Raw genomic sequence first — 20,881 nt, forward strand, 5'->3', positions numbered from 1 at the left:
TGCGTCAGACCTTGAACTTGCCCACCAGATTGTTGAAGGAAATGGCCAGACGCGACAGCTCCTGGCTTGAAGCACTGGTCTGGTGCGCACCTGCGGCGGTCTGGGCGGAGAGGTCCTGAATGTTGACCAGGTTGCGATCCACCTCGCGCGCAACGTGAGACTGCTCTTCGGAGGCTGTCGCAATCAACATGTTGCGGTCGTTGATCTCGGCGACGCTCTGCGCAATGCGCTCCAGCGACTGCCCTGTGGCCTGAGCCAGGGTTTGTGTGTTGCTGGCCAGGGTGCGACTGTTGCCCATGGCCCGCACGGCCTGATCGGCACTGGCCTGGACACTGCCAATCATGGTTTCGATTTCGCCGGTGGACGCCTGGGTTCGAGCGGCCAGCGCCCGCACTTCGTCTGCCACTACAGCAAAGCCGCGACCCTGCTCGCCTGCACGTGCGGCCTCGATGGCGGCGTTGAGGGCCAGCAGGTTGGTCTGCTCGGCGATCCCACGGATCACGTCCAGCACCTGCCCGATCTCACGGACGCGCCCGGCGAGCTCTTCGACCATGGTGGTCGAACTGCTGATCTCGGCACTGACGGTATTGATCGCATTCACCGCATCACGGGCCTGATCACGTCCGGCAGCCGCGTCGGTGCTGGTCTGTCGGGAGGCTTCCGACGTCGACATGGCGTTACGCGCGACCTCTTCGACCGCAGCGGTCATCTCGTTCACTGCCGTAGCGGCCTGCTGAATCTCATCGTTCTGACGTATCAGACCGCGACTGCTTTCTTCAGTCACGGCATTCAGCTCTTCAGCAGCCGAGGCCAACTGGTCGGCAGCGCTGGATATTTGCCCGATCGTGCTTTTCAGGTTGTCCTGCATATCGCTCAGGGCAACCAGCATCATGCCCGCTTCATCGTGATATTGACTGGCAATCGGCAGCGTCAGGTCACCGCTGGCAATTCGCCGGGCATTGGTCACCGCAGTGTTGATTGGCGTGCTGATGGCACGACTTATGAACAGGCCCATCACAAACGCGGCAAAGAATGACAAACCTATGCCGATGTACAGATTTCGTTGCGCTGCGTCCTGTGTCTGGTCGGAAGCTACAGCGGCCTCCCCTGCCTGACGATTATTGGAATTGACGATGGTGGTCAGCTGATCCATGACCTTCAGGTAACCGCTGCGAACATCACCGTCGATGATCGCTCTCGCACCCGCAATATCCCCGGACAGGGCAGTGCCTTTGGCCTGCTCGATGAGCGCCTGATAGCCAGGCCAGTCTCTGTCCATCTGATCACCGGCAGCGCGCTCGTCATCTTCAAGCGGCGTAGCCCTGTAAGTGGCGTAGCTCTTTTCAGCTTGAGTCTTGTTGGCGGTCATGCTCGCGAGAATATCGTCCTTGACGCTTTGCGGCGCATTGCCTGCCATGGCGGCCAATAAACGATAGAGATCACGGTTCTGAGCAATGACCGAGGCCTTGACCTCGCCGGTTTTTGTAACCGACAGCAGGCTGTTGGTAAACACGTTATCAAGGCTGCTGGACAGGGCACTGACGCCGCGACTGCCTATTACGCCCACCCCAAGGGTGAAAAGCGCACACAGCGCAAAAGACATAAACAACTTGGCGGACAGCCTTGCGTTGTAAAACCATTTCATAGCGGGAACCCTCATGAGCAAATATGGCATAACGCCATAAAACCTTATGGAATTCTGATGCCCTCTGCATAGGTGTATATCGGCATTTTCAGAGCACTCTGCAGGCGGTTAACAAAGTCTTCATATGAATGAGGCTGAGCGCACCGTTTTGCATGGTCTGCAATGTCCGGAAACACGCGTTCGCGTGGTGTAACAAGAACTTTCCAGGCCTGTTGCGTTACCATCCCCGCCTATATCCCACAGAGCCATGAGTCAGGATGTCAGCTTCTTCCTTTGATCAACTCACTTCGCTGCCGTCTATCCTTGCCGGCCCGTTGTTGCGCCGCCAGGAAGCCAGCCGCCTGGTGTTGTGGCTGGTAGGGTCCCGTCCATTGCGCCTGACCGTGCGCCTGCGCCATGCCGCTACTGATGACCCCACTGCGAGCTTCAACGATTACGTACTCGACGACCGGCAGTGTCAGGTCATCGCAATTGGGCGCCATGCGTTCATTCACCTGATCGACCTGCAACTGGAAGCCGAACTGCCGCGCGACACCTGGATCGATTACGACCTGCTTGTGGAGGACGAAGGCGGTATTGCCGAGTGGGCGCCGCACTTGCTGTACGAGGGCCACCGCTACCCGAACTTCGTGGTGCGCAGCAGCATTGACCACCTGCTGCATGGCTCGTGCCGCAAGCCGCACCACAGCGCGGCCGAAGGTCTGCTTTGCGTAGACCGCCTGCTGGCCGATATCCAGGAGCCGCTGCAACGCCCTGCGCTGTTGATGATGAGCGGCGATCAGATTTACGCCGACGATGTCGCCGGGCCAATGCTGCGCGCCATCCATGTCTTGATCGAACGGCTGGGGTTGTTCGACGAGCGACTCGACGGTGCCATCGTCGATGACAGCCCTCGTCTCTATGCGCATCCGGCCAGCTATTACCAGCGTGCCGACCTGCTGCCGGCCCTGAAAAGCAACGACACACTGCGCGAGCGCTTCTTCGGCGGCACCAGCAAACCGGTATTCACCAGCAGCACAGCGGATAACCATCTGGTCACCCTGGCGGAAGTCATGGCGATGTACCTGCTGGTCTGGTCACCCACGCCCTGGACCCTGATCGAACCCGGCAGGCCGCAACTGGAAGACGGGGAAGTCGAGCGCTACGCCAGGGAGCAGCATCTGGTCGAGGCGTTTGCCGAGGGCCTGGGCGGCGTAGCGCGGGCGATGGCGCATCTGCCGTGCATGATGATTTTCGACGACCACGACATCACCGATGACTGGAACCTGTCGGCGAACTGGGAGCAAACCGCGTACGGCCATCCCTTCTCCAAGCGCATCATCGGTAACGCCCTGCTCGCCTATCTGCTGTGCCAGGGCTGGGGCAATAACCCGGATGCGCTCGACGGGCTGATCAAACAGGCTCATGCACTGAGCAGCGACGCCGTGTCGAACGACAACTGGCTGGACAGCCAGGCCCAGGACCAGTTGATTGATCAGTTGTTGAAGTTTCAGCAATGGCATTACGTGCTGCCGACCCACCCGGCACTGGTGGTACTGGATACCCGAACCCGGCGCTGGCGCAGCGAGTCGAACTTCAATCACCCGTCCGGCCTGCTGGACTGGGAAGCGCTCAGTGAACTGCAACAGGAGCTGATCGACCATAAATCAGCGATTATCGTCTCACCTGCCCCCGTTTTCGGTGTCAAGTTGATCGAGGCAATACAACGTATCTTCAGCTGGTGTGGCTATCCGTTGCTGGTCGATGCGGAGAACTGGATGGCGCACCGTGGTGCTGCCAACGTGATTCTGAACATCTTTCGCCACTCCAGAACCCCGGGCAATTACGTGATCCTGTCGGGCGATGTGCATTACTCGTTCGTCTACGAAATCCTGATTCGCCAGCGCAGCGGCGGGCCTCACATCTGGCAGATCACCAGCAGTGGCATCAAGAATGAATTCCCCCGTCGTCTACTCGACACTTTTGATCGGCTGAATCGCTGGTTATACTCTCCCCGCTCACCTCTTAACTGGTTCACCAAGCGCCGCCTGATGAAGGTTGTTCCGCGCACGCCCGAGCACAGCAAGGCCGGTGAACGCTTATGGAACTCGGCAGGTGTCGGGCAGGTACTGTTCAATGAACAGGGCCAGCCGACCCTGATCAACCAACTCAATGCCAACGGTGACGCGCCTACCTGTTTCGTCGAACCGGAAGAATACAGAGACCCGTGATCAGACGAAGAGCGTGGCTTTCTGGAAAACAACCGGGAAACAAGGGATAGTCACCGCTAAACTTATCGGCAATTGCCGGGTCGATAGTTGCTACCGGTCAGGTTTGCGGCACACCCTGGCAAGCATTACTTCCTGGAGAGCGCCCCCGTGATAACCAATCAACGCATAGCCAGACTCAACGCATGGGGGGCACATGGCTTCACCGCCACCGGCGTAGTCCTTGCGTTCCTGGCGACCATTGCCTTGTTCAACAACGAACCCAAAGCCTGCCTGTTGTGGCTGGGCGCGGCCCTGATCGTCGATGGAGTCGACGGCTCACTGGCTCGCAAGGTCAACACCACGTCGGTACTGCCGCACTTCGACGGCTCGGTACTGGATCTGGTCATCGACTACCTGACCTACGTGTTCATCCCGGCACTGTTCATCTACCGCTATATACCGGTCCCGGATTACACGCTGCTGCTGAGTGTTTCGGTCATTCTGGTTTCGTCGCTGTTCTGTTTCTGCAACGTCGACATGAAAAGCAAGGACAACTACTTTCAGGGCTTCCCCGCCGCCTGGAACGTCGTTGCACTGTGCCTCTACATTCTGTCACCGGCCCCATGGCTGACGTTCATCACCATCATCGCCCTGGCGCTGCTGACCATGACCCGCATGAAGTTCCTGCACCCTTTCCGCGTGCGCCGCTTCATGCCGCTCAATATCGCGGTGACCACCGTATGGTTGCTGTCCAGCGCATTGCTGATCATCAACCACCCGCACAACGGCCCGGTGGTCATGGGGTTGTGGCTGGCGATGTCGGCGTATTTTCTGGGGATTTGTATCTGGAGAACGTCGCTGGAGTGGCTGGGTCGGCTTAAAGCCTGACCTGCAAGCCAGACCAAAAAGCTCGCTGAACACATTGCGCGATCAGCGAGCTTTTTTATGCGCGCCCTATTTGCTCTCGGCCTGCATCTCGGCAGCAGGCCGGACCTTGCCGAAGTGATGCGTTGTATAGCAGCACAACCCCAGCCCGCCGAGGGCCAGCAGGCCGCCGACGATGCCGACATTGGCAACCCCGAGATGGCTGCTGACCACGCTGCCAAGCAGCGCGCCGCCGCCGATACCGATATTGAAGATGCCCGAGAACAGCGCCATCGCCACATCGGTCGCATCAGGTGCCAGCGACAGCACGCGCGCCTGCAAGGTCAGGCCGAAGCACATGATCGCCATGCCCCAGATAATGGTCAGCGTGCCGAGCGTCACGGCATCCCCTGAGAGCGGCAACAGCATCAGCAGGCACAGGGTCAGCGTACCAATGGCGGTGATCAACAGCCCGTTGGGGAAGCGGTCGCTGAACAGGCTGAAGATGATCGAACCCATGATCCCGGCACCGCCAAAGACCAGCAGCAGGATCGTAGTCATTTCGCCGCTGAGTCGAGACACAGTCTGGGTGAACGGCTCGATATAGCTGTAGGCGGTGAAATGCGCGGTGACCACGATGGCGGTCAGCAGGTAGATCGCCATCAGCCGCGGGCGCTTGAACAGGATCGGCAGGCTGCGCAATGAGCCGGAGTTCTGACTGGGCAGCAAAGGCAGCGCGCGAACCAGCAGGAAGACTACCAGCGCAGCGATGCCGGCGATGCCCAGAAAGGTGGTCCGCCAGCCCAGGGCTTCACCCAGCACGCGGCCCAGCGGAATACCCAGCACCATCGCCAGCGACGTACCGGTCGCCAGCAGGCCCAGCGCCTGAACCTGCTTGCCGGGCGGTGCGATACGCACGGCCAGCGATGCCGTGACCGACCAGAACACCGCATGTGCAAACGCGATACCGACCCGGCTCACCAGCAGGATCGCAAAGCTGGGGGCGATCGCGGAGAGGACGTGGCTGACCACAAACAGCCCGAACACGAACATCAGCAGCTTGCGGCGCTCGATGTTGCGCGTCGCCAGCATCATCGGCAACGACATCAGCGACACAACCCAGGCATAGATCGTGAGCATCAGCCCGACCTGGGCCGGGGTCATTTCGAAGCTCTGGCCGATGTTACTCAGCAGACCGATCGGCACAAACTCGGTGGTATTGAAAATGAAGGCCGCCAAGGCCAGCGCGAATACGCCAAGCCAGCTACCTGCCTGCTCGTTTGGAGGTGAAGTTATCAAGAATCACAACGCCCTGAAAATGTTCCGACCCGAAGGCCGATCGCCACGCGTGCACACGCACGCCTGACACCTGTATGCAAAACCGCGGCTCGCCCCACTGAAAAACCAACGCAAAAACGCTCCGCTCGACCTTCTGAATCGGGCGCAGTGTGCAAAGTGGATTATTGTGGATATGGGGAGTGAAGCCAGATGACACGAATTCTACGGACCACAAGAGTGGATCACAACCCGTGCGTACCTGACAGACTTTACAAATGACCGCCGGTCGTCAGCCGTCAAGGAAGCGCTGCCGGTGCTCGGGCGACGGCAACAGGCAGTGATCATAGCGCCCGAACAGGCGATATCGGTTGAGCGCGATACGGTTGTAGGCCCAGTCCCGCAGGAAGCGTGGAAAAATCCCCAGCACTTTGAGCAGCGGCCACGGCGCGGGCAACAGCCCCATGATGTGCAGAAAGGCGTCCGAGCGTACGAACACCCGATTGTTGACGATAACCGCGATGGTATGAAAATCGTCGAGCGGCAGCCCGGCCCATTTCAGCAATGCCTGACCTTGCTCGGACTGCACTGCGGCCAAGCGCAGACGCCGATGCGGATCATGGCGAATCAGAAACTTCACCACGCCATTGCACAGCTTGCAGACGCCATCGAACAGCACGACACATTCATCGGGTTTCAGATACGGGGCGGGGGTGTTCGGCACGGTATTCACCTGTTCAGGAAAAACAGCCCTGGCGCGCCCGGAAACATGAACGCCCCGCCAGTCGAAGGACCGGCGAGGCGTTCAGGCTAAAGCCATTGCCCGGCAGAATCAAACCTTGCGGACGAACTCCGACTTCAGCTTCATCGCGCCGATGCCGTCGATCTTGCAATCGATGTCATGGTCGCCATCGACCAGGCGGATGTTCTTGACCTTGGTGCCGACCTTGACCACCAGCGAAGAGCCTTTGACTTTCAAGTCCTTGATCACCGTGATGGTGTCGCCGTCCTGCAGCACGTTGCCCGTTGAGTCCTTGATGACTTTCACGTCATCGGACGCATCGGCGCCAGCGGCGTCGGCAGACCATTCATGGGCGCATTCCGGGCAGATCAGCAGGCTGCCGTCTTCGTAGGTGTATTCGGAATTGCATTTCGGGCAGGACGGTAAGCTCACAATGGTTCTCGCATCGAGGAGGGGTAAAACCATGCATTATAAAGGGCTTTTCCCGTTTCAGGTGGGAAGAGACTGATCTGTCGTCATAAACCTGCTTCAGTCATTGGACAGAAGCGAAGACCTGAACTAAAAAATACAGCACGCTCTGTCCGGCAACTCCTCTTCGTCCTCTCCTTACACGACCCCTGCGCCTCGCGCTGGCGGTAGCTATTGCAGCGTGCATTTACCGTCTCTTGCCACTTACTGCATGAGCACATCACATGGGCATCCCTCACAACCCGGCACTCGGCTATCGGCCCGAGATCGATGGTCTGCGCGCGCTCGCGGTCATTCCGGTCATTCTGTTCCACGCGGGCTTGCCGCTGTTCAGCGGCGGGTTCGTAGGCGTCGATATCTTCTTCGTGATCTCCGGCTATCTGATCACTTCGATCATCATCGCGGAGAAGATCAGAGGGCGGTTCTCGCTGATCAACTTTTATGAACGACGTGCGCGGCGCATCCTGCCTGCGCTGTTCGTGGTGATGCTGATCTGCCTGCCTGTCGCGTGGTTGACGCTCGATCCGTCTGACCTGAAATACTTCGCCAAGAGCCTGGTGGCGGTGCCGACCTTTTCATCCAACGTGCTGTTCTGGCTGGAAAGCGGCTATTTCGACGCCACGGCAGAACTCAAACCGCTGTTGCATACCTGGACGCTCGCGGTGGAGGAACAGTACTACCTGTTCTTCCCGCTGCTCTTGATGCTGGCCTGGGGCCTGGGCCGCAAGCGGCTGATTGGGCTGCTGATCGTCGTCGCGCTGGCGCAACTGGGCGCCCATCAAGCCACCAGCAACGCGTTTTATCTGCTGCCGGCACGTGCCTGGGAATTGCTGGCGGGCTCGTTCATCGCCTTCTACTTTGCCTGGCGACCGCGCAGCATCGGGCGCGCGAGCGTTGTCGATCAAGCGGCGACTTTACTGGGGATTTCGCTGATCGGTTATGCCGTGGTCGGTTTCGACAGCAGCACGCCCTTCCCCGGCCTCAACGCGCTGTTGCCCGTGCTGGGTGCGGTGTTGATCATCGTCTTTGCCCATGGCAAGACCTGGGTGGGGAGCGCCCTGAGCTCACGTGCGCCCGTCGCGATCGGCATGCTCGGCTACAGCGCCTACCTGTGGCATCAGCCCGTCTTCGCCTTTGCCCGCCAATACAACCTGAATGAGCCAGGCCTGCCACTCATGCTGGCGCTTACCCTTGTGTCTTTGGCGCTGGCCTGGCTGAGCTGGCGTTTCGTCGAGCAGCCGTTTCGCAAGGCCGGCACCTTCAATCGTCGTCAGATTTTCACCACAGCAGGTGCTGCCTCAACGCTGTTTGTCGCGCTGGGGCTGGTCGGCTATGTGAATAACGGCTTTCCCCAGCGTTTCGCTGTCGACCCGGACCTGCATCAGGCATTCGCCGACCCGTTGATACGCGACAAATGCGACCAGCCTCTGGACGGCAAGAGCGGCAACGTCGATTTTTGCCTGTTCGGCCTTGCTGACAAGGAGGCAGTACCGGACATGGCGCTGTTCGGCGACAGCCATTCCGAAGCGCTGTTATCGACGTTCGACGCCGCCGCCCGGGATCAGGGCAGAACCCTCGCGCATATCGGCCTGGGCGGCTGCCTGCCCTTGCTCGGCGTGGACGTGGCCAACGGCAACTACGCTGACGGGGTCTGCGAAGCGCTGGCCGCTCGGGAATTCGACTACGTGAAGCGGCAGCGGATCAAAAAGGTCGTGCTGGTGGCGCGCTGGACGCTCTATACCGGTGACGATTACAGCGAAAGGACGATGAGCAAATATTTCCTGACCTCACGCGCCGATCCGCAGAAAAGCCGCGAAACCTCGCGCAGAGTATTCAGCCAGGCCCTCGAAGACACGATCGAGGCCTACCGCAGTATCGGCGCCGAGGTGTTCATCGTTGCGCAGGTGCCGCAGCAAATGATCAACCCTGAAAGTCTCTATTACCGCCTGGCACGGGACGCTTCGGAAGACGATGCGCAGGCATTACAGCGGGTCAGCGAACTGTCGGTGCCGGTGGAAAAACACGACCTGTTGCAGCGTTTCACCCGCCAGCTGTTCCTGCGTGCCAGCCAGTCAAAACACATCAGCCTGATCACGCTGGATGACGCCTTCTGCAAGGACAGGCAATGCCTGATCGGCGACCTGCATTCGTACTACAAGGACTTCAACCACCTCAACGCACGGGGTGCGGGGCTGCTTGCCGGCCAGATCAGCCATATTCTTGATCAGTGACAGGGTTTTATCAGGCGGCATTGTCTGTAATGCTGATGCCTGACCAGACGCCCGAGGACCACCGCATGACCGCCGCCAGCTTCACCCCCTTCGAGGATCTGGCCAACCTGCTGATACCCCACACCCACGCAGAGAAAATCGACGACTCGCACGATGTCTCGCACTTGCTGCGTGTCTGGAAGAACGTCTGCGCCATTCGTGACTGTGAAGGCGGCGATGCCCGAATCCTGATTGCGGCAACGCTGCTGCATGACTGTGTTTCGGTCGAGAAAGACTCGCCGTTTCGCGCCAGCGCATCGCGACTGGCAGCGACGCGGGCCCGCGAGTTGTTAACCGAAGTGGGTTGGGACGAGCAGAGCATCGCCTCCGTCGCCCACGCCATCGAAGCGCACAGCTTCTCGGCGGCGATCACGCCCTTGACCCTCGAGGCCAGAATACTGCAGGACGCCGACCGTCTCGACTCGTTGGGCATGATCGGTGTGGCCCGCACCTTCTACGTATCAGGGCGGCTCGGCAGAGCGCTCTACGACCCGAATGATCCGTATGCCAGCCAGCGCCCCTACGACGACATAAATTTCGCTGTCGACCACTTCCACACCAAGCTGCTGCACCTGGCCGACGGTTTTCAGACCGATACGGGCGCACAGCTGGCGAAAGTCCGGCACCACCGGGTCAAGCGCTTTCTGGATGAACTGATGGAGGAAGTTGCTCCCCCTCAGCCATGAATAGTCGGCTGCCCACCCATCATCCAGTAGATGTCATAAAGACATCACACAATTACCCTATAAACGGCTCTCCGAGAAGGTCCGCGTGTTTATAGGGGTTGTGTGCCGTGAAAAGATTGATGCCTCGTTTCCTACGCCGGCAAGCCACAACGACAACACTCTTGCGCCGCTTCAAAATCACGCTGCGCCTGGTGATCTGCTTCGCCGTCACCTCCCTGCTGATGGTCGCGCTGGGCGCGTTCTGCCTGTTGCAGATGCAGGCTATTCGCACCCAGGGCGAGGCGGTCGAGAGCGGCGCCCTGCCCAGTATCGCCACCGCCGATGCCATCGCCATCGGTCTGGTCAAACTGCGCAGCGAAACCACCCGCCTGATCGCCAACGCCGACGATCCGGGTGCCGTCATCAACAGCAAGATCAATGTCGAACAACTCAGGAACGAGGTCGAGAAAGGCTTCTCGGAATACCTCGCGCGCGTTCAGTCGGGCACTGAGCATGACTCGATTGTTGCGTTGCAGGATGCCTACAAGGCTTTCATGCCCGGCTTGCAGGATCAGATCGCGCTGATCGAGCAGAACAAGCTGGACGAGGCCAGGATGCTGGCCAACACCATGCTCTCACTGCAAGGCGACCTGATGGACATGCAGGTGCAGCTGTTGCGGGAACTGAACAAACAGAGTGCGGCCACCGCTGTAGAGGCCGCAAGCGCCAGCTACGAGCAAACGCGGATCATCGCGCTGAGCGCCATCGGCCTGGTTCTGGCGCTGACCCTGTTGCTGGCCTGGCGCCTGAGCGTCAGCATCATCCATCCGGTGCGGCAGGCTCTACACATCGCCAGCACCATTGCCGATGGTGACCTGAGCGAACACCCGATACCGGACGGCAAGGACGAAACCGCGCAATTGCTGATCACCCTCGGGCGCATGCGCACCAACCTGCACAGCACGATTGACCAGATCTACGCAGCGGCGGCACAGTTGTCGCAATCGGTTCAGGAGATGGGCAGCATCGCCGAAGCCAGTGCGCTCAATCTGCAGCTGCAGAACACTGAAATCGAGCAGGCCGCTGTCGCGGTCAATCAGATGAGTCAGGCGGCCATCGAGGTGGCAGGCAACGCCAGCAATACCGTGACCGAATCGGAGGCGTCGACCCAGGCGGCAGCACAAGGGCAGGACAAGCTGTCGGCAACCATTCTGTCGATCAAGGAACTGACCGAAAACGTGCTGGACTCGTCGCATCAGGCGCAAGGGCTGGCCGAGCGTACCCAGAGCATCAGCAGCATCCTCGATGTGATTCGCGCAATTGCCAATCAGACCAATTTACTGGCCCTGAACGCAGCTATCGAAGCGGCTCGTGCAGGCGAAGCCGGGCGCGGCTTTGCCGTGGTGGCCGATGAAGTCCGCTCACTGGCGCAGCGCACCAGTGCCTCCACCGCGGAAATCGAAGGGCTGATCAGCGGCGTGCAGCAAAGCACTCAGCAAACCGCCAGCTCGCTGCGCCACACGGCGACCCAGGCCAGCCTGACAATGGAACAGGCCGCCTCGACCAGCGAAGCCTTGCAAGTGATTATTCATTCAACCGCCACCATTAACGACCGCAACCTGCTGATTGCCAGTGCCGCCGAGCAGCAGGCCCAGGTGGCAACCGAAGTGGACCGCAACCTGAGCAGTATTCGCGAGCTGTCCAGCCAGACCGCTTCAGGCGCGCAGCAGACCACCGTCGCGAGTAACGCACTGTCGATGCTGGCGACTGATCTGAACCTGATGGTGCAGCGTTTCGTGCTGTGATGGGCCGAAACTCGCCAGCCAGCCTGCAACAACAGGCTGGCTGGCGATCAACGGCTGTCAGTCCTGCGGACGCAGACGGTACTGCGGCGGCAGTTGCTCGAAACCGCTGATGGTCACGTCGAGGCTTTTCCAGCGGCCATCCTTGATGCCGTAGATGCAGCCATGCACAGACAGGCTCTGCCCACGGTGCCAGGCGTTCTGCACAATACTGGTGTGACCGACGTTGGCCACTTGCTGGATCACGTTCAATTCACACAGGCGGTCGACGCGTTCTTCCTCGGTCGGCAGCTTGGCCAGCAACTCGCGGTTTTCGTAATACAGATCACGAATCGTGCGCAACCAGCCGTCGATCAGGCCGAACTGGCGGTCCTGCATGGACGCCCGCACGCCACCGCAACCGTAGTGGCCTGTGACCAGAATGTGTTTGACCTTCAACACATCCACTGCGTACTGGATCACTGACAGGCAGTTCAGGTCGGTGTGCAGCACGACGTTGGCCACGTTGCGGTGAACGAACAGATCACCCGGCAGCATGCCGACGATCTCGTTGGCCGGCACGCGTGCATCGGAGCAACCGATCCACAGGAACTCAGGGGTTTGCTGGCGGGCCAGTTTGGCGAAGAACTCAGGGTCTTCCTGCTTTATCGCATCGGCCCAACGTGCATTGTTATCAATCAGGTCTTGTAGCTCGTTCATGCTTTGACGCCTCGATAATGATGCCCAGCCTTGGACTGGAGTCGAATCCTTCAAGTCACGCCTGTTTGCCACTACTGGCAAAATTCACCAAGGCTCGTCGGTCAACAAAAAGGAATCTTCAAAGTCATGGCCGGTCCACTTTTTACGACCACCTGAAATGAGGATTTCCCATGAATGATTCACGCCGCCCGTTCGGTGCTACCGAGCCGGAACCCATCGACGATAACGAAGACCGCATGGGCTCCATGGAGACGCTCGATTTCGACGAGGAAGAACCGGGCCGTATCGGCGATCTTATCCCTGAAGGCGAGCTGCAACATGAAATTCCCGATCAGCGCGTGCGTGAGGCAGGCCTGACGGGGGCATCCACTGATGATCACCATTCGACTGACGATGATCTGTCTCCGGAAACCCTGATCCGCGAAGACGGTGCCCGTTCACCGTCCGAACAGGGCGATGGCGACCCGGCGGACCTGGACCTGACCGTAGTCGATGAAGATGACATTGGCGGTGGCAACGGGCTGGATGAGGAAGAATTGGCACTCATCGACCCGCTGGACGGCAACCAGCGCTGATCCGGACACTCAGTCCAGCAGCGTGCAGGCCATCACTACTGCATCTTCACGGCCGCCGTCGGATGCCGGGTAGTAGTCACGACGCCGGCCTATCTCGTTGAAACCGTAGTTTTCATACAGACGATAGGCTGGGCGGTTGCTGTCACGCAGCTCCAGAAAGCATTCCCGTGCATTGAGCTGGTAAGCGCGTTTCATCAGGTGGTCGAGCAGTAACAGTCCAAGACCACGCCCCTGGTTCTCAGGTTTGACCGTGATGTTGAGCAGGTGCGCTTCGTCGATGATGACCTGAATGACGCCGTGTCCGACCTGCTGCGCGCCCTCGAACATCAGCCAGATCTCATAGGACTTGAGCCCGTCGAGAAAGATGCCGCGTGTCCAGGGATGACTGAACGCCGCGTATTCGATTTTCAGCACCGCGTCCATGTCGGCTTCGGTCATGCGGCGGAAGGTTACGGCATCACTCATCGATCGATTTCCAGCGCGTCATCAGCCGACGCATGGCTTTCCAGACATCCGCCTTGCGCTCAGGCTCGTCCATCAGTAATTCAAGACCTGGCAGCGCCCAGGCCGTGCCCAGACCTTCAATCTGCAGTTCACGGTGGTAAGACTCGGCATCGGCTTCACCGGCGTACTTCATCGACGGCAGACCGATCAGCCACAGGCAGGCACAAGGCTCGTCCTCGAGCCGCGCGCCGACGAAGCCCTGCACGAAATCGCGCGCAGCTTCCGGGCCCTGGTCCATCTGGCCGCGGACCAGCAACGGCCAGCGCACGGGCTCGCCGATGATCTGCGGGCTGTCGGGCAGACCGGCGGCGCGCAGCATGTCCTTGAGCAGCAGGTAGGAAGGATCACGGCTTTGAAACGGCTGACCCGTGGTGAGTTCGACCAGTAACAGGCAGCGTCCGGCGCGCAACAATTGCAGGGAAAAGCGCGGTGGCGGTATCACCGGCGCCTTGGGCGGCGCCGGCTCGGCTTCTTCGGCGGCCGGGGTGGCTGTGCGCGTGCTGGCCAGTGAGGGGCGCGGCACCTCGACCCTCGGGCGCTCGGGCTGCCGGGCAATCGGCTCGACGTTCGACGTTTCGGCAGGCGCAGTGTGCTCCGCTGGCGAAGCAGCAGGCGCGACACGTTGCACCTCGACCGGCGGCGGCAACGGCACAAGCAGTTGCGGACGCGACGGCGCGGCGAATGGCAGTTCTGTGCGCGGCAGCCAGTTGACCACCTGCATGGCGGTCAAATAAGCGCGGCGACGGGACTCGTTGAGCAAGGGTCAGCCACCTGTGGATAAGTTAAGCGCGCAATTCTAGCGTTGTTCGCCTTTTTGCGCTGCAGCATATCGCCCGCAGGTGAAATATCAGTCGGCTGATGCAGTACAATTGCCGCTTTTCACTTGCCAACAGTCGGCCTAACGATGATCGAACCCAAGCGCGTTCTGCGCGCCCTTGCCGAGCACTGGGCGCTCCTTGAGCCCTTATGCGAACATTTCGACCAGGGTACGTTGAGCCTGAGCGAGCTGCGCCTGCAACTGGGCGCTCAGCAGCAGGACAGCACTCCGCAAGACATCACCAATCTGCTGGACGTGTGGATCCGTCTGGACATTCTGGTGCCCGTCGCGAAAAGCCCGAACCGTTTCGAGCTCAACGCACAGATCCATGACTTCCTGTCGTACCTGCGCCGCGAGCACCGTCTGGGCCTGTGCCTGGAAATCGAAGCCTACCTGCGCCATCTGGAGCGACTGGCCGGCTACATTCAGGACGCGTTCGAGGTTCGCGACGCCAACGACCTGGCCAGACAGCTGCGCCTGCTGGACATGCGCGTGCGCGACGTACTCAAGAAGCTCGCCAACGACGAGCAGGCGCTGGTCGCCGTGGCCGACCGGGCCAAGACCAGTGACCGGCAGATCCCGTTGCGCCAGCGTTACGCCGAAGTGCTGGCGACGTGGGACGAATACGTCGAGCCGATGATTCAACTGGTCAACGCAGACGGTGCGTTCGAGCAGGGCGTGCGCAAGGTCGAGAACGTCCTGCTGCGCCTGCTGACCGAGCAACAACGTCTCGGTCATCTGGTCGACGACGACATGCTGCTGCGTACCCACGCGCGCATTCTGGAAATGCAGACCAGCGCCCAGCTGACCTTGCGCCATGCGCGCGAACTGCTGCTGCCACTGCGTGAAGAAGCGCGTCGCCATAACGCGGTGACCCGCGGCGCGGCGCTGGCCTTGTCTGCGATTCGCCGCAAAGGGCTGGATGCAGTGCCTCAGGCTGCCATGCCGATGTTCACCCGTCCGCAAAGCACGTTCCTGGGCAGTGCCAGCCAGGTCGAGGCCTACGTGTATGCCCTGGCGCGCTTTGAACCCAAACCCGCGAGATTCCCCAAGGCCAGCGGCACCCGCAAGGGCCAGGCGCCACGCGCACCGCGTACGGTCAAGGAGATGCTCGAACGCTGTGAAGACGCCTTGCCGATGCCTGACCTCATGGTCTGGTTGCTGGAGCAGGAGCCGACCGGCGAGACCGACGAGCTGCTCTACTGGTTCTCGCGCCTGTCGCGAGACAAGCGCTTCGCCCGTGAACGCCTCGAGCGTCGCGAATATTTCACCCGGGAGCACCGCGTCAGCCTGCGCTCCTTTGCCCTGCTCGCTGCAAAAGACGAGCAGGCCGAGCATTCCGAGAGCACCGTTCATGCATCTTGATCTATCCGAAATGTCCCAGCTCGCGCCGATTTTTCGCGAGCTGTTCAAGGGCTATCACATCAGCCGCCGCGACCCGGAGCTGTACGCTCAGCTCTCCAACTGCCAGGACCAGTACCGCACGCTGTTCAAGGCACTGGGCTTCGAACTGGTCTGCGACACGCGTGGTTTTTATTACTTCGTGCCTGAACTGGCTGCCGCGCAGGTCAACAAGACCGCCCAGCGCCTGGCACTGTTCACCTTCATCCTCGTTGAGCATCTGGCAGATCAGGGCCGTGACCCCATGTCGGTGCTCGACGGTGGCAGCCTGGGCCGCGACGAGTTGCCTTCGATGCTGGAAAAGTACCGCGACCTGTTTCTCCAAGCTGAAGTACAGACCCCGGAAGAGCTCGAAGAAAAGATCATGCGGCGCATGACGCAGTTGGGCTTTGCCAGTGAGGAAGTGGGCATCTACCGTTTCCTGCCCCCGATGCACCGTTTTCTCGATGTGTGCCTGTCGGTGCAACAGGACCGCGATCTGGCAGCCAGCCTGCATAGCGCCCTGCCCCTGCCGACGCCTGTGCTCATCGATGACGACAGCGACGAAAAGCTGCTGGAAACCGATGACCCGCTGGACCTGGCTGAATTCGGCGAAGAGACCGAGGAAGAGGCGCTGGCCCGGGCAATCGCCGATGAGCAACGACAGGAGATGGACACATGAGCCAGGAACGTTATGGCATCCGCCGCTTTGCCCTGTTGAACACTGCCGGTTACAGCCTCGGCCTGTTCCCGCTGGAAAATCCGCTGTCGGTATATGGCGCGAACAACCTCGGCAAAAGCGCCTCGATCAACGCCCTGCAGTTCCCGATTCTGGCGCGCATGTCGGACATGAGCTTCGGCAAATATAGCCTGGAGCAATCGCGGCGCTTCTACTTCGCCTCCGACACCAGCTACATTCTGGTGGAAGTCTCCCTGCCTCACGGCCCGCATGTCATCGGCGTCGTGGGTCGCGGTCCGGGCGGCGGCTTCGGCCATCAGTTCTTCGCCTATGCCGGCGAGCTGGATCTGGGTCATTACCAGAAGAACGACACCTGCCTGCGTCAGAAAGAGCTGTTCAGCAACCTGGAAAGCCAGGGCCTGAAAGCCTACGAGCTGAAACCTGACGAACTGCGCCGTCTGCTGGTCGGCGGCCACACGTCGATTCCGCTGGACCTGACCTTGATCCCTTTGCGCTCCACCAGCGAGCAGAGCCTCAAGACCTTCCGCGCACTGTTCATCAACCTGCTGCACATGCGTGAAATCACCGCCGCCAAACTCAAGCAGCTGTTTCTGGATGCTTTCGAGCACAGCCTGCGTTCGGGCAGCGTCGACTATATTGCCGCCTGTGAAGAAGCCTTCCGCGATGTGCGGCGTATGGAACAGGACTACAACTCGCTGGTGCTGGCCGGCCCTCTGGTCGAGGCGCTGGCCGCTGGCGTAAAACAGCGCGATGTTTTGCGCGGCAAGCTGCATCGTCTGTCACCGATCCTTGATTCGCTGCTCGGCACCTGGTCGGATTACTCCGGTGCGCGCAAGGAAGAGCTGGTCATCCAGGCTGAGCATTACCGTGCTCAGCAGGATGAAATGCAGAACGATCAGCGCAGCAGCACTCAGGAACTGATGCGCCTGGAGCGCGAGATCAGCAGCATCCAGCGCTGGGTCGGCGAGCTGTCGGTACTGAAAAACCGTTTTGCGCTGGTCGATGACGTCAAGGTGCTGGAGCAACAGCTGCTCGCCGCCAAGGACGCTCACGATGAGCTGGCCGGTGCGCTGGCCCAGTCCCGGCAGTTCAGCGCCGAAGACCTGGACGAACGCCTGCGCGACCTGGAAAAACGCCTCAAGTCGGTCAAGCAACAGCTCGATCATGCGGACAACAACAGCTATGCCCGTCTGCGTGAAGAGTTTTCCCAGCCGGACGTCGAACGTCTGATGCGTCTGTTCAACAGCGCGCTGTTCAGCTTGCCGTTGGGTGAGCAAGGCATTGCGCTGGATGATGGCGATGCGTGGGTCAAGTCGCTGGAGACCATTCTGGATGGCTTCAAGGGCGATCAGTTCGCGGTACCAGGGCTGACCATCAACCTGTCGAGCATCGAGCCTCCTGCCCTGCAGGCGCTGGCCGATCGCGCCGCGTTGCGCGATCAGAAAGAGCGACTGGAGAAAGAACTCAAACAACTGAAAACCCAGCAGGCTGTCGCTGCCGACCGCTCGGCGAGCAAGACCCAGACCGAAGCGTTGTATCAACAAGTGCTGGATGCGCAAAAAGCGCTTGAAGACTTCCGCCGCTGCCAGACCTTGAGCGCGGAGGAATCCACCAAGCTGGAAGAACTGGCGCAGATGGAAGCCGCTCAGGATGAACTGAAACGCTCCAGCGACGCGTTCACCGAGCGCGTGCAGCAACTGTCCGCCAAGCTGCAATTGATCGCACGTCAGATCGGCGATATGGAATCCAAGCAACGCACACTGGACGACGCGCTACGTCGCCGTCAGTTGCTGCCTGCGGATCTGCCATTTGGCACACCGTTCATGGACCCGATCGACGATTCCATGGATAACCTGTTGCCGCTGCTCAACGACTACCAGGACAGTTGGCAGGGTCTGTTGCGCAGCGATGGGCAGATCGAAGCGCTGTACGCACAGGTTCGCCTCAAGGGTGTGGCCAAGTTCGACAGCGAGGACGACATGGAGCGTCGCCTGCAGCTATTGATCAATGCCTACGCACACCGTACCGACGAAGCGCTTACGCTGGGCAAGGCTCGTCGTGCTGCGGTCACGGATATCGCGCGTACCCTGCGCAACATCCGTAGCGACTATGACAGCCTTGAGCATCAACTGGCGCTGTTCAACCGCGAGATCAACAAGCGTCAGGTCTCGAACCTGGCAAGCTTCCGTATCGTGCTCGCCCCTAACAAGGAAGCGCTCAAGCACATCGACCAGATCATCCACAGCGCCGGGCAGTACGAAGAAGGCGAGACGCTGTCGGTCTTCGACCTGAGCCAGAGCGCAGAGCAGGACAACAAGAACGAAGAAGCCAAGGAATATCTGGCCCGGCTTGTGGCTGCCAACCACAACCAATTGGGCTTGAAGGACCTGTTCGAGCTGGCATTCGAAATCACCAAGGTCAATGGTCAGCCGGTTATCCACACCGATATCGATGGCGCGGCCTCCAATGGCACCACGATGACCATCAAGGCATTGACCAACATGTACCTGCTGTTGCACTTGATGGATCGCGACCAGGCCGGTCGGGTGCGTTTGCCTTACTACCTCGACGAAGCCGCAGACATTGACGAGAAGAACCAGGCAGCCCTGCTGGAAACCAGCCTGCAACTGGGCTTCGTTCCAATTCTGGCCAGTGTGAAGCCACAGGTCTCGGCCCACGTCGCCATCGACCTGGAAGGCGGCAGCGGACCCAATGGTATTTACATTGATGAAGCGGACTGGAAATACATTCAGCGTCGTGACGATGTGAAACCAGAAGTTCCTGAACTGGCATCGTAAGCGCTGTAAGTTGTCGTCAGGAGGCCGCATGAGAATGCGGCCTTTTTATTGTCTTTGAATTGAGTGAGGCCCTGTTGCAGGCCTCCGGCGGACAGACTCTTTATTCATCGAATTCATAATGAGGGGCAGCAAACACGCATACGATTACACCAGGCAGGCTTGGAGTGACCCATGAGAACGATACTGCTGACGGTCTTGCTGGTCGTCGCTGCAACAGCGCATGCAACTGACTACTACGTGGCCCCCAATGGCGATGATCACGCTGCGGGTACCAAAGCCTCACCGTTGCGCACCATCATGCGTGCGCAGCAAGCCGCAAAAGCCGGCGACACGGTGTACTTTCGCGGCGGCCTCTATGCCTACACAGCCGGCATCAACCGCTGCGCTAGCCGTACGGACACGGTCAATGCCATAACCCTGAACAACAGCGGCAGCGAAAACAAAACCATACGCTACTGGGCCTATCCGGGCGAAACACCGGTTTTCGATTTCTCGGCCATGAAAGACGATTGTCGCGTCAAAGGCTTCAACGTTACCGGGAGCTGGCTACACCTGAAGGGGCTGGAGGTGACCGGCGTACCGCAACAGCCGGAAAACCATCTCAACCACGAGTCATGGGGCATCTGGAACAGCGGCAGCCACAATACCTTTGAGCAACTCAATCTGCATCACAATATGGGACCCGGCCTGTTCATTCAGAACGGCGGTTATAACCTAGTGCTGAATACAGATTCCCACCACAACTACGATCCTTACACCTCAAACGGCGCAGGTCAGAGTGCAGACGGCTTCGGTGCACATATCAAGGCAGGCCATCCAGGTAATGTATTCCGCGGTTGCAGAGCATGGGCCAATTCCGACGACGGCTTTGACCTGATCAATGCCTTCTCGCCAGTGACCATCGAGAGCTCATGGGCATGGCAGCAGGGTTACCTGCCTGGCACGCGCACAAAACTTGAAGCCGGCAATGGTAATGGCATCAAAGCCGGCGGATACGGTGGAAAGTATGTGCCTGACGGCGTGAAGCATATCGTCCGTAATTCCGTTGCCTTCGACAATAAGTCCGCTGGTTTCTATGCCAATCACCATACCCTGGCACTGGACTTCATCAACAACACGGCTTTTGCAAATGGCGTGAACTACAACATGGCAGGTATCGCCCCGGATGGTTCGCTGATCCCTCTCGGTAACCTGTTCAACAACATCGCCTACAAGGGACGGTTGACCGTTAACACCGAAGGACTGGATATGGCACACAACTCCTGGACATTGCCAACGCCGGTAACCGACGCAGACTTTGAGGATGTCTCGGATACCGGGTGGGATGCGCCACGTCAGCCGGACGGAAGCCTGCCAGTGCTGCGCAGCTTCCACCTCCGAGCTGGCAGCAGACTGGCAGGGATGGGGGCGTTTCACTAAACCCTGGGGGTCTCTGGCGCTAATTCCGCTACCTTGTAATGAGGTGAGCCCGGCAGAGTGATAAACCCC

At 59.7% G+C, this 20,881-nt stretch carries 17 protein-coding genes and 1 pseudogene; 10 read left to right on the forward strand and 8 right to left on the reverse strand.

All coding sequences use genetic code 11. From position 1 onward, the window contains the following. Positions 1-4: 4 nt before the first annotated feature. Entirely contained in the window at positions 5-889 is an 885-nt protein-coding gene (locus LIX91_RS25800) for a methyl-accepting chemotaxis protein (protein ID WP_410524752.1), read from the reverse strand. Then, positions 863-1,675 (reverse strand): annotated as a pseudogene (locus tag LIX91_RS25805) (MCP four helix bundle domain-containing protein); the annotation flags it as partial. The gene LIX91_RS25800 and the pseudogene LIX91_RS25805, both read right to left, overlap by 27 nt. Before the next feature lie 227 nt (positions 1,676-1,902). Between LIX91_RS25805 and LIX91_RS10515 the strand changes: the two are divergent. Together LIX91_RS10515 and pcsA are read left to right on the forward strand one after the other, a co-directional pair. Then, on the forward strand, positions 1,903-3,855 hold the full coding sequence (locus LIX91_RS10515; RefSeq protein WP_100072377.1) for an alkaline phosphatase D family protein: 1,953 nt from the start codon (positions 1,903-1,905) through the stop codon (positions 3,853-3,855). Positions 3,856-4,002: 147 nt separating this feature from the next. Beyond that, positions 4,003-4,722 (forward strand): phosphatidylcholine synthase, encoded by a 720-nt coding sequence (gene pcsA, locus LIX91_RS10520; protein WP_003404730.1) that lies wholly within the window; start codon positions 4,003-4,005, stop codon positions 4,720-4,722. Between the two features lie 66 nt (positions 4,723-4,788). On the opposite strand, the gene LIX91_RS10525 is transcribed toward pcsA, so the two are convergent. The 3 genes from LIX91_RS10525 to LIX91_RS10535 form a co-directional block, all read right to left on the reverse strand. Continuing rightward, complete coding sequence (locus tag LIX91_RS10525) at positions 4,789-5,997, reverse strand: sugar transporter (protein ID WP_003408474.1); 1,209 nt, start codon at positions 5,995-5,997, stop codon at positions 4,789-4,791. 268 nt (positions 5,998-6,265) lie between these two features. Then, entirely contained in the window at positions 6,266-6,697 is a 432-nt protein-coding gene (locus LIX91_RS10530) for a thiol-disulfide oxidoreductase DCC family protein (RefSeq protein WP_003414902.1), read from the reverse strand. 108 nt (positions 6,698-6,805) lie between these two features. Then, on the reverse strand, positions 6,806-7,150 hold the full coding sequence (locus LIX91_RS10535; protein WP_032656664.1) for a zinc ribbon domain-containing protein YjdM: 345 nt from the start codon (positions 7,148-7,150) through the stop codon (positions 6,806-6,808). Between the two features lie 257 nt (positions 7,151-7,407). Here LIX91_RS10535 and LIX91_RS10540 point away from each other — a divergent pair, with 257 nt between their 5' ends. The 3 genes from LIX91_RS10540 to LIX91_RS10550 all read left to right on the forward strand — a co-directional run bounded on the left by LIX91_RS10540 (position 7,408) and on the right by LIX91_RS10550 (position 11,923). Beyond that, entirely contained in the window at positions 7,408-9,414 is a 2,007-nt protein-coding gene (locus LIX91_RS10540; RefSeq protein ID WP_226488457.1) for an acyltransferase family protein, read from the forward strand. Positions 9,415-9,479: 65 nt separating this feature from the next. Next, complete coding sequence (locus LIX91_RS10545) at positions 9,480-10,139, forward strand: HD domain-containing protein (RefSeq protein WP_226488458.1); 660 nt, start codon at positions 9,480-9,482, stop codon at positions 10,137-10,139. Between the two features lie 119 nt (positions 10,140-10,258). Next, a complete protein-coding gene (locus tag LIX91_RS10550; RefSeq protein ID WP_181017072.1) occupies positions 10,259-11,923 on the forward strand; it encodes a methyl-accepting chemotaxis protein in 1,665 nt (554 codons plus the stop codon). Between the two features lie 57 nt (positions 11,924-11,980). Here the strand turns inward: LIX91_RS10550 and can are convergent, their stop codons facing one another. Beyond that, entirely contained in the window at positions 11,981-12,619 is a 639-nt protein-coding gene (gene can / locus LIX91_RS10555; RefSeq protein ID WP_003345939.1) for a carbonate dehydratase, read from the reverse strand. 170 nt (positions 12,620-12,789) lie between these two features. On the opposite strand from can, the gene LIX91_RS10560 reads away from it, so the two are divergent. Further along, positions 12,790-13,194: a hypothetical protein gene (locus LIX91_RS10560; protein WP_003414893.1), complete on the forward strand. Its 405-nt coding sequence runs from the start codon at positions 12,790-12,792 to the stop codon at positions 13,192-13,194. Between the two features lie 9 nt (positions 13,195-13,203). Here LIX91_RS10560 and rimI read toward each other — a convergent pair whose 3' ends face one another. Both rimI and LIX91_RS10570 read right to left on the reverse strand, forming a co-directional pair. After that, positions 13,204-13,659, reverse strand: a complete 456-nt coding sequence (gene rimI, locus LIX91_RS10565) for a ribosomal protein S18-alanine N-acetyltransferase (RefSeq protein ID WP_003345934.1) — start codon at positions 13,657-13,659, stop codon at positions 13,204-13,206. Continuing rightward, on the reverse strand, positions 13,652-14,458 hold the full coding sequence (locus LIX91_RS10570) for an energy transducer TonB (protein WP_103695932.1): 807 nt from the start codon (positions 14,456-14,458) through the stop codon (positions 13,652-13,654). The genes rimI and LIX91_RS10570 overlap by 8 nt, the downstream gene beginning before the upstream one ends. A gap of 144 nt (positions 14,459-14,602) precedes the next feature. Here LIX91_RS10570 and mksB point away from each other — a divergent pair, with 144 nt between their 5' ends. From mksB to LIX91_RS10590, 4 genes are all read left to right on the forward strand, one after another. Further along, on the forward strand, positions 14,603-15,880 hold the full coding sequence (gene mksB / locus LIX91_RS10575; protein WP_003404706.1) for an Mks condensin complex protein MksB: 1,278 nt from the start codon (positions 14,603-14,605) through the stop codon (positions 15,878-15,880). Further along, positions 15,870-16,577, forward strand: coding sequence for an Mks condensin complex protein MksE (gene mksE, locus LIX91_RS10580; protein ID WP_003319438.1), 708 nt, complete (start codon positions 15,870-15,872; stop codon positions 16,575-16,577). Before mksB ends, mksE begins: the two co-directional genes overlap by 11 nt. Further along, a complete protein-coding gene (gene mksF, locus LIX91_RS10585; RefSeq protein ID WP_003391215.1) occupies positions 16,574-19,393 on the forward strand; it encodes an Mks condensin complex protein MksF in 2,820 nt (939 codons plus the stop codon). The genes mksE and mksF overlap by 4 nt, the downstream gene beginning before the upstream one ends. Before the next feature lie 171 nt (positions 19,394-19,564). Continuing rightward, positions 19,565-20,812, forward strand: a complete 1,248-nt coding sequence (locus LIX91_RS10590) for a right-handed parallel beta-helix repeat-containing protein (protein ID WP_226488459.1) — start codon at positions 19,565-19,567, stop codon at positions 20,810-20,812. Positions 20,813-20,881 lie beyond the last annotated feature (69 nt).

The sequence above is a fragment of the Pseudomonas sp. B20 genome (genome assembly GCF_020515755.1).
In the GTDB taxonomy this organism is placed as follows: domain Bacteria; phylum Pseudomonadota; class Gammaproteobacteria; order Pseudomonadales; family Pseudomonadaceae; genus Aquipseudomonas; species Aquipseudomonas syringae.

Bases quoted from the DNA above. Each gene is read 5' to 3' on its own strand.
- LIX91_RS25800 (WP_410524752.1), bottom strand. From the start codon at position 889: ATGCTGGTTGCCCTGAGCGATATGCAGGACAACCTGAAAAGCACGATC.
- LIX91_RS10515 (WP_100072377.1), top strand. From the start codon at position 1,903: ATGTCAGCTTCTTCCTTTGATCAACTCACTTCGCTGCCGTCTATCCTT.
- LIX91_RS10540 (WP_226488457.1), top strand. From the start codon at position 7,408: ATGGGCATCCCTCACAACCCGGCACTCGGCTATCGGCCCGAGATCGAT.
- LIX91_RS10545 (WP_226488458.1), top strand. From the start codon at position 9,480: ATGACCGCCGCCAGCTTCACCCCCTTCGAGGATCTGGCCAACCTGCTG.
- LIX91_RS10550 (WP_181017072.1), top strand. From the start codon at position 10,259: ATGCCTCGTTTCCTACGCCGGCAAGCCACAACGACAACACTCTTGCGC.
- can (WP_003345939.1), bottom strand. From the start codon at position 12,619: ATGAACGAGCTACAAGACCTGATTGATAACAATGCACGTTGGGCCGAT.
- LIX91_RS10560 (WP_003414893.1), top strand. From the start codon at position 12,790: ATGAATGATTCACGCCGCCCGTTCGGTGCTACCGAGCCGGAACCCATC.
- rimI (WP_003345934.1), bottom strand. From the start codon at position 13,659: ATGAGTGATGCCGTAACCTTCCGCCGCATGACCGAAGCCGACATGGAC.
- mksB (WP_003404706.1), top strand. From the start codon at position 14,603: ATGATCGAACCCAAGCGCGTTCTGCGCGCCCTTGCCGAGCACTGGGCG.
- mksE (WP_003319438.1), top strand. From the start codon at position 15,870: ATGCATCTTGATCTATCCGAAATGTCCCAGCTCGCGCCGATTTTTCGC.
- mksF (WP_003391215.1), top strand. From the start codon at position 16,574: ATGAGCCAGGAACGTTATGGCATCCGCCGCTTTGCCCTGTTGAACACT.
- LIX91_RS10590 (WP_226488459.1), top strand. From the start codon at position 19,565: ATGAGAACGATACTGCTGACGGTCTTGCTGGTCGTCGCTGCAACAGCG.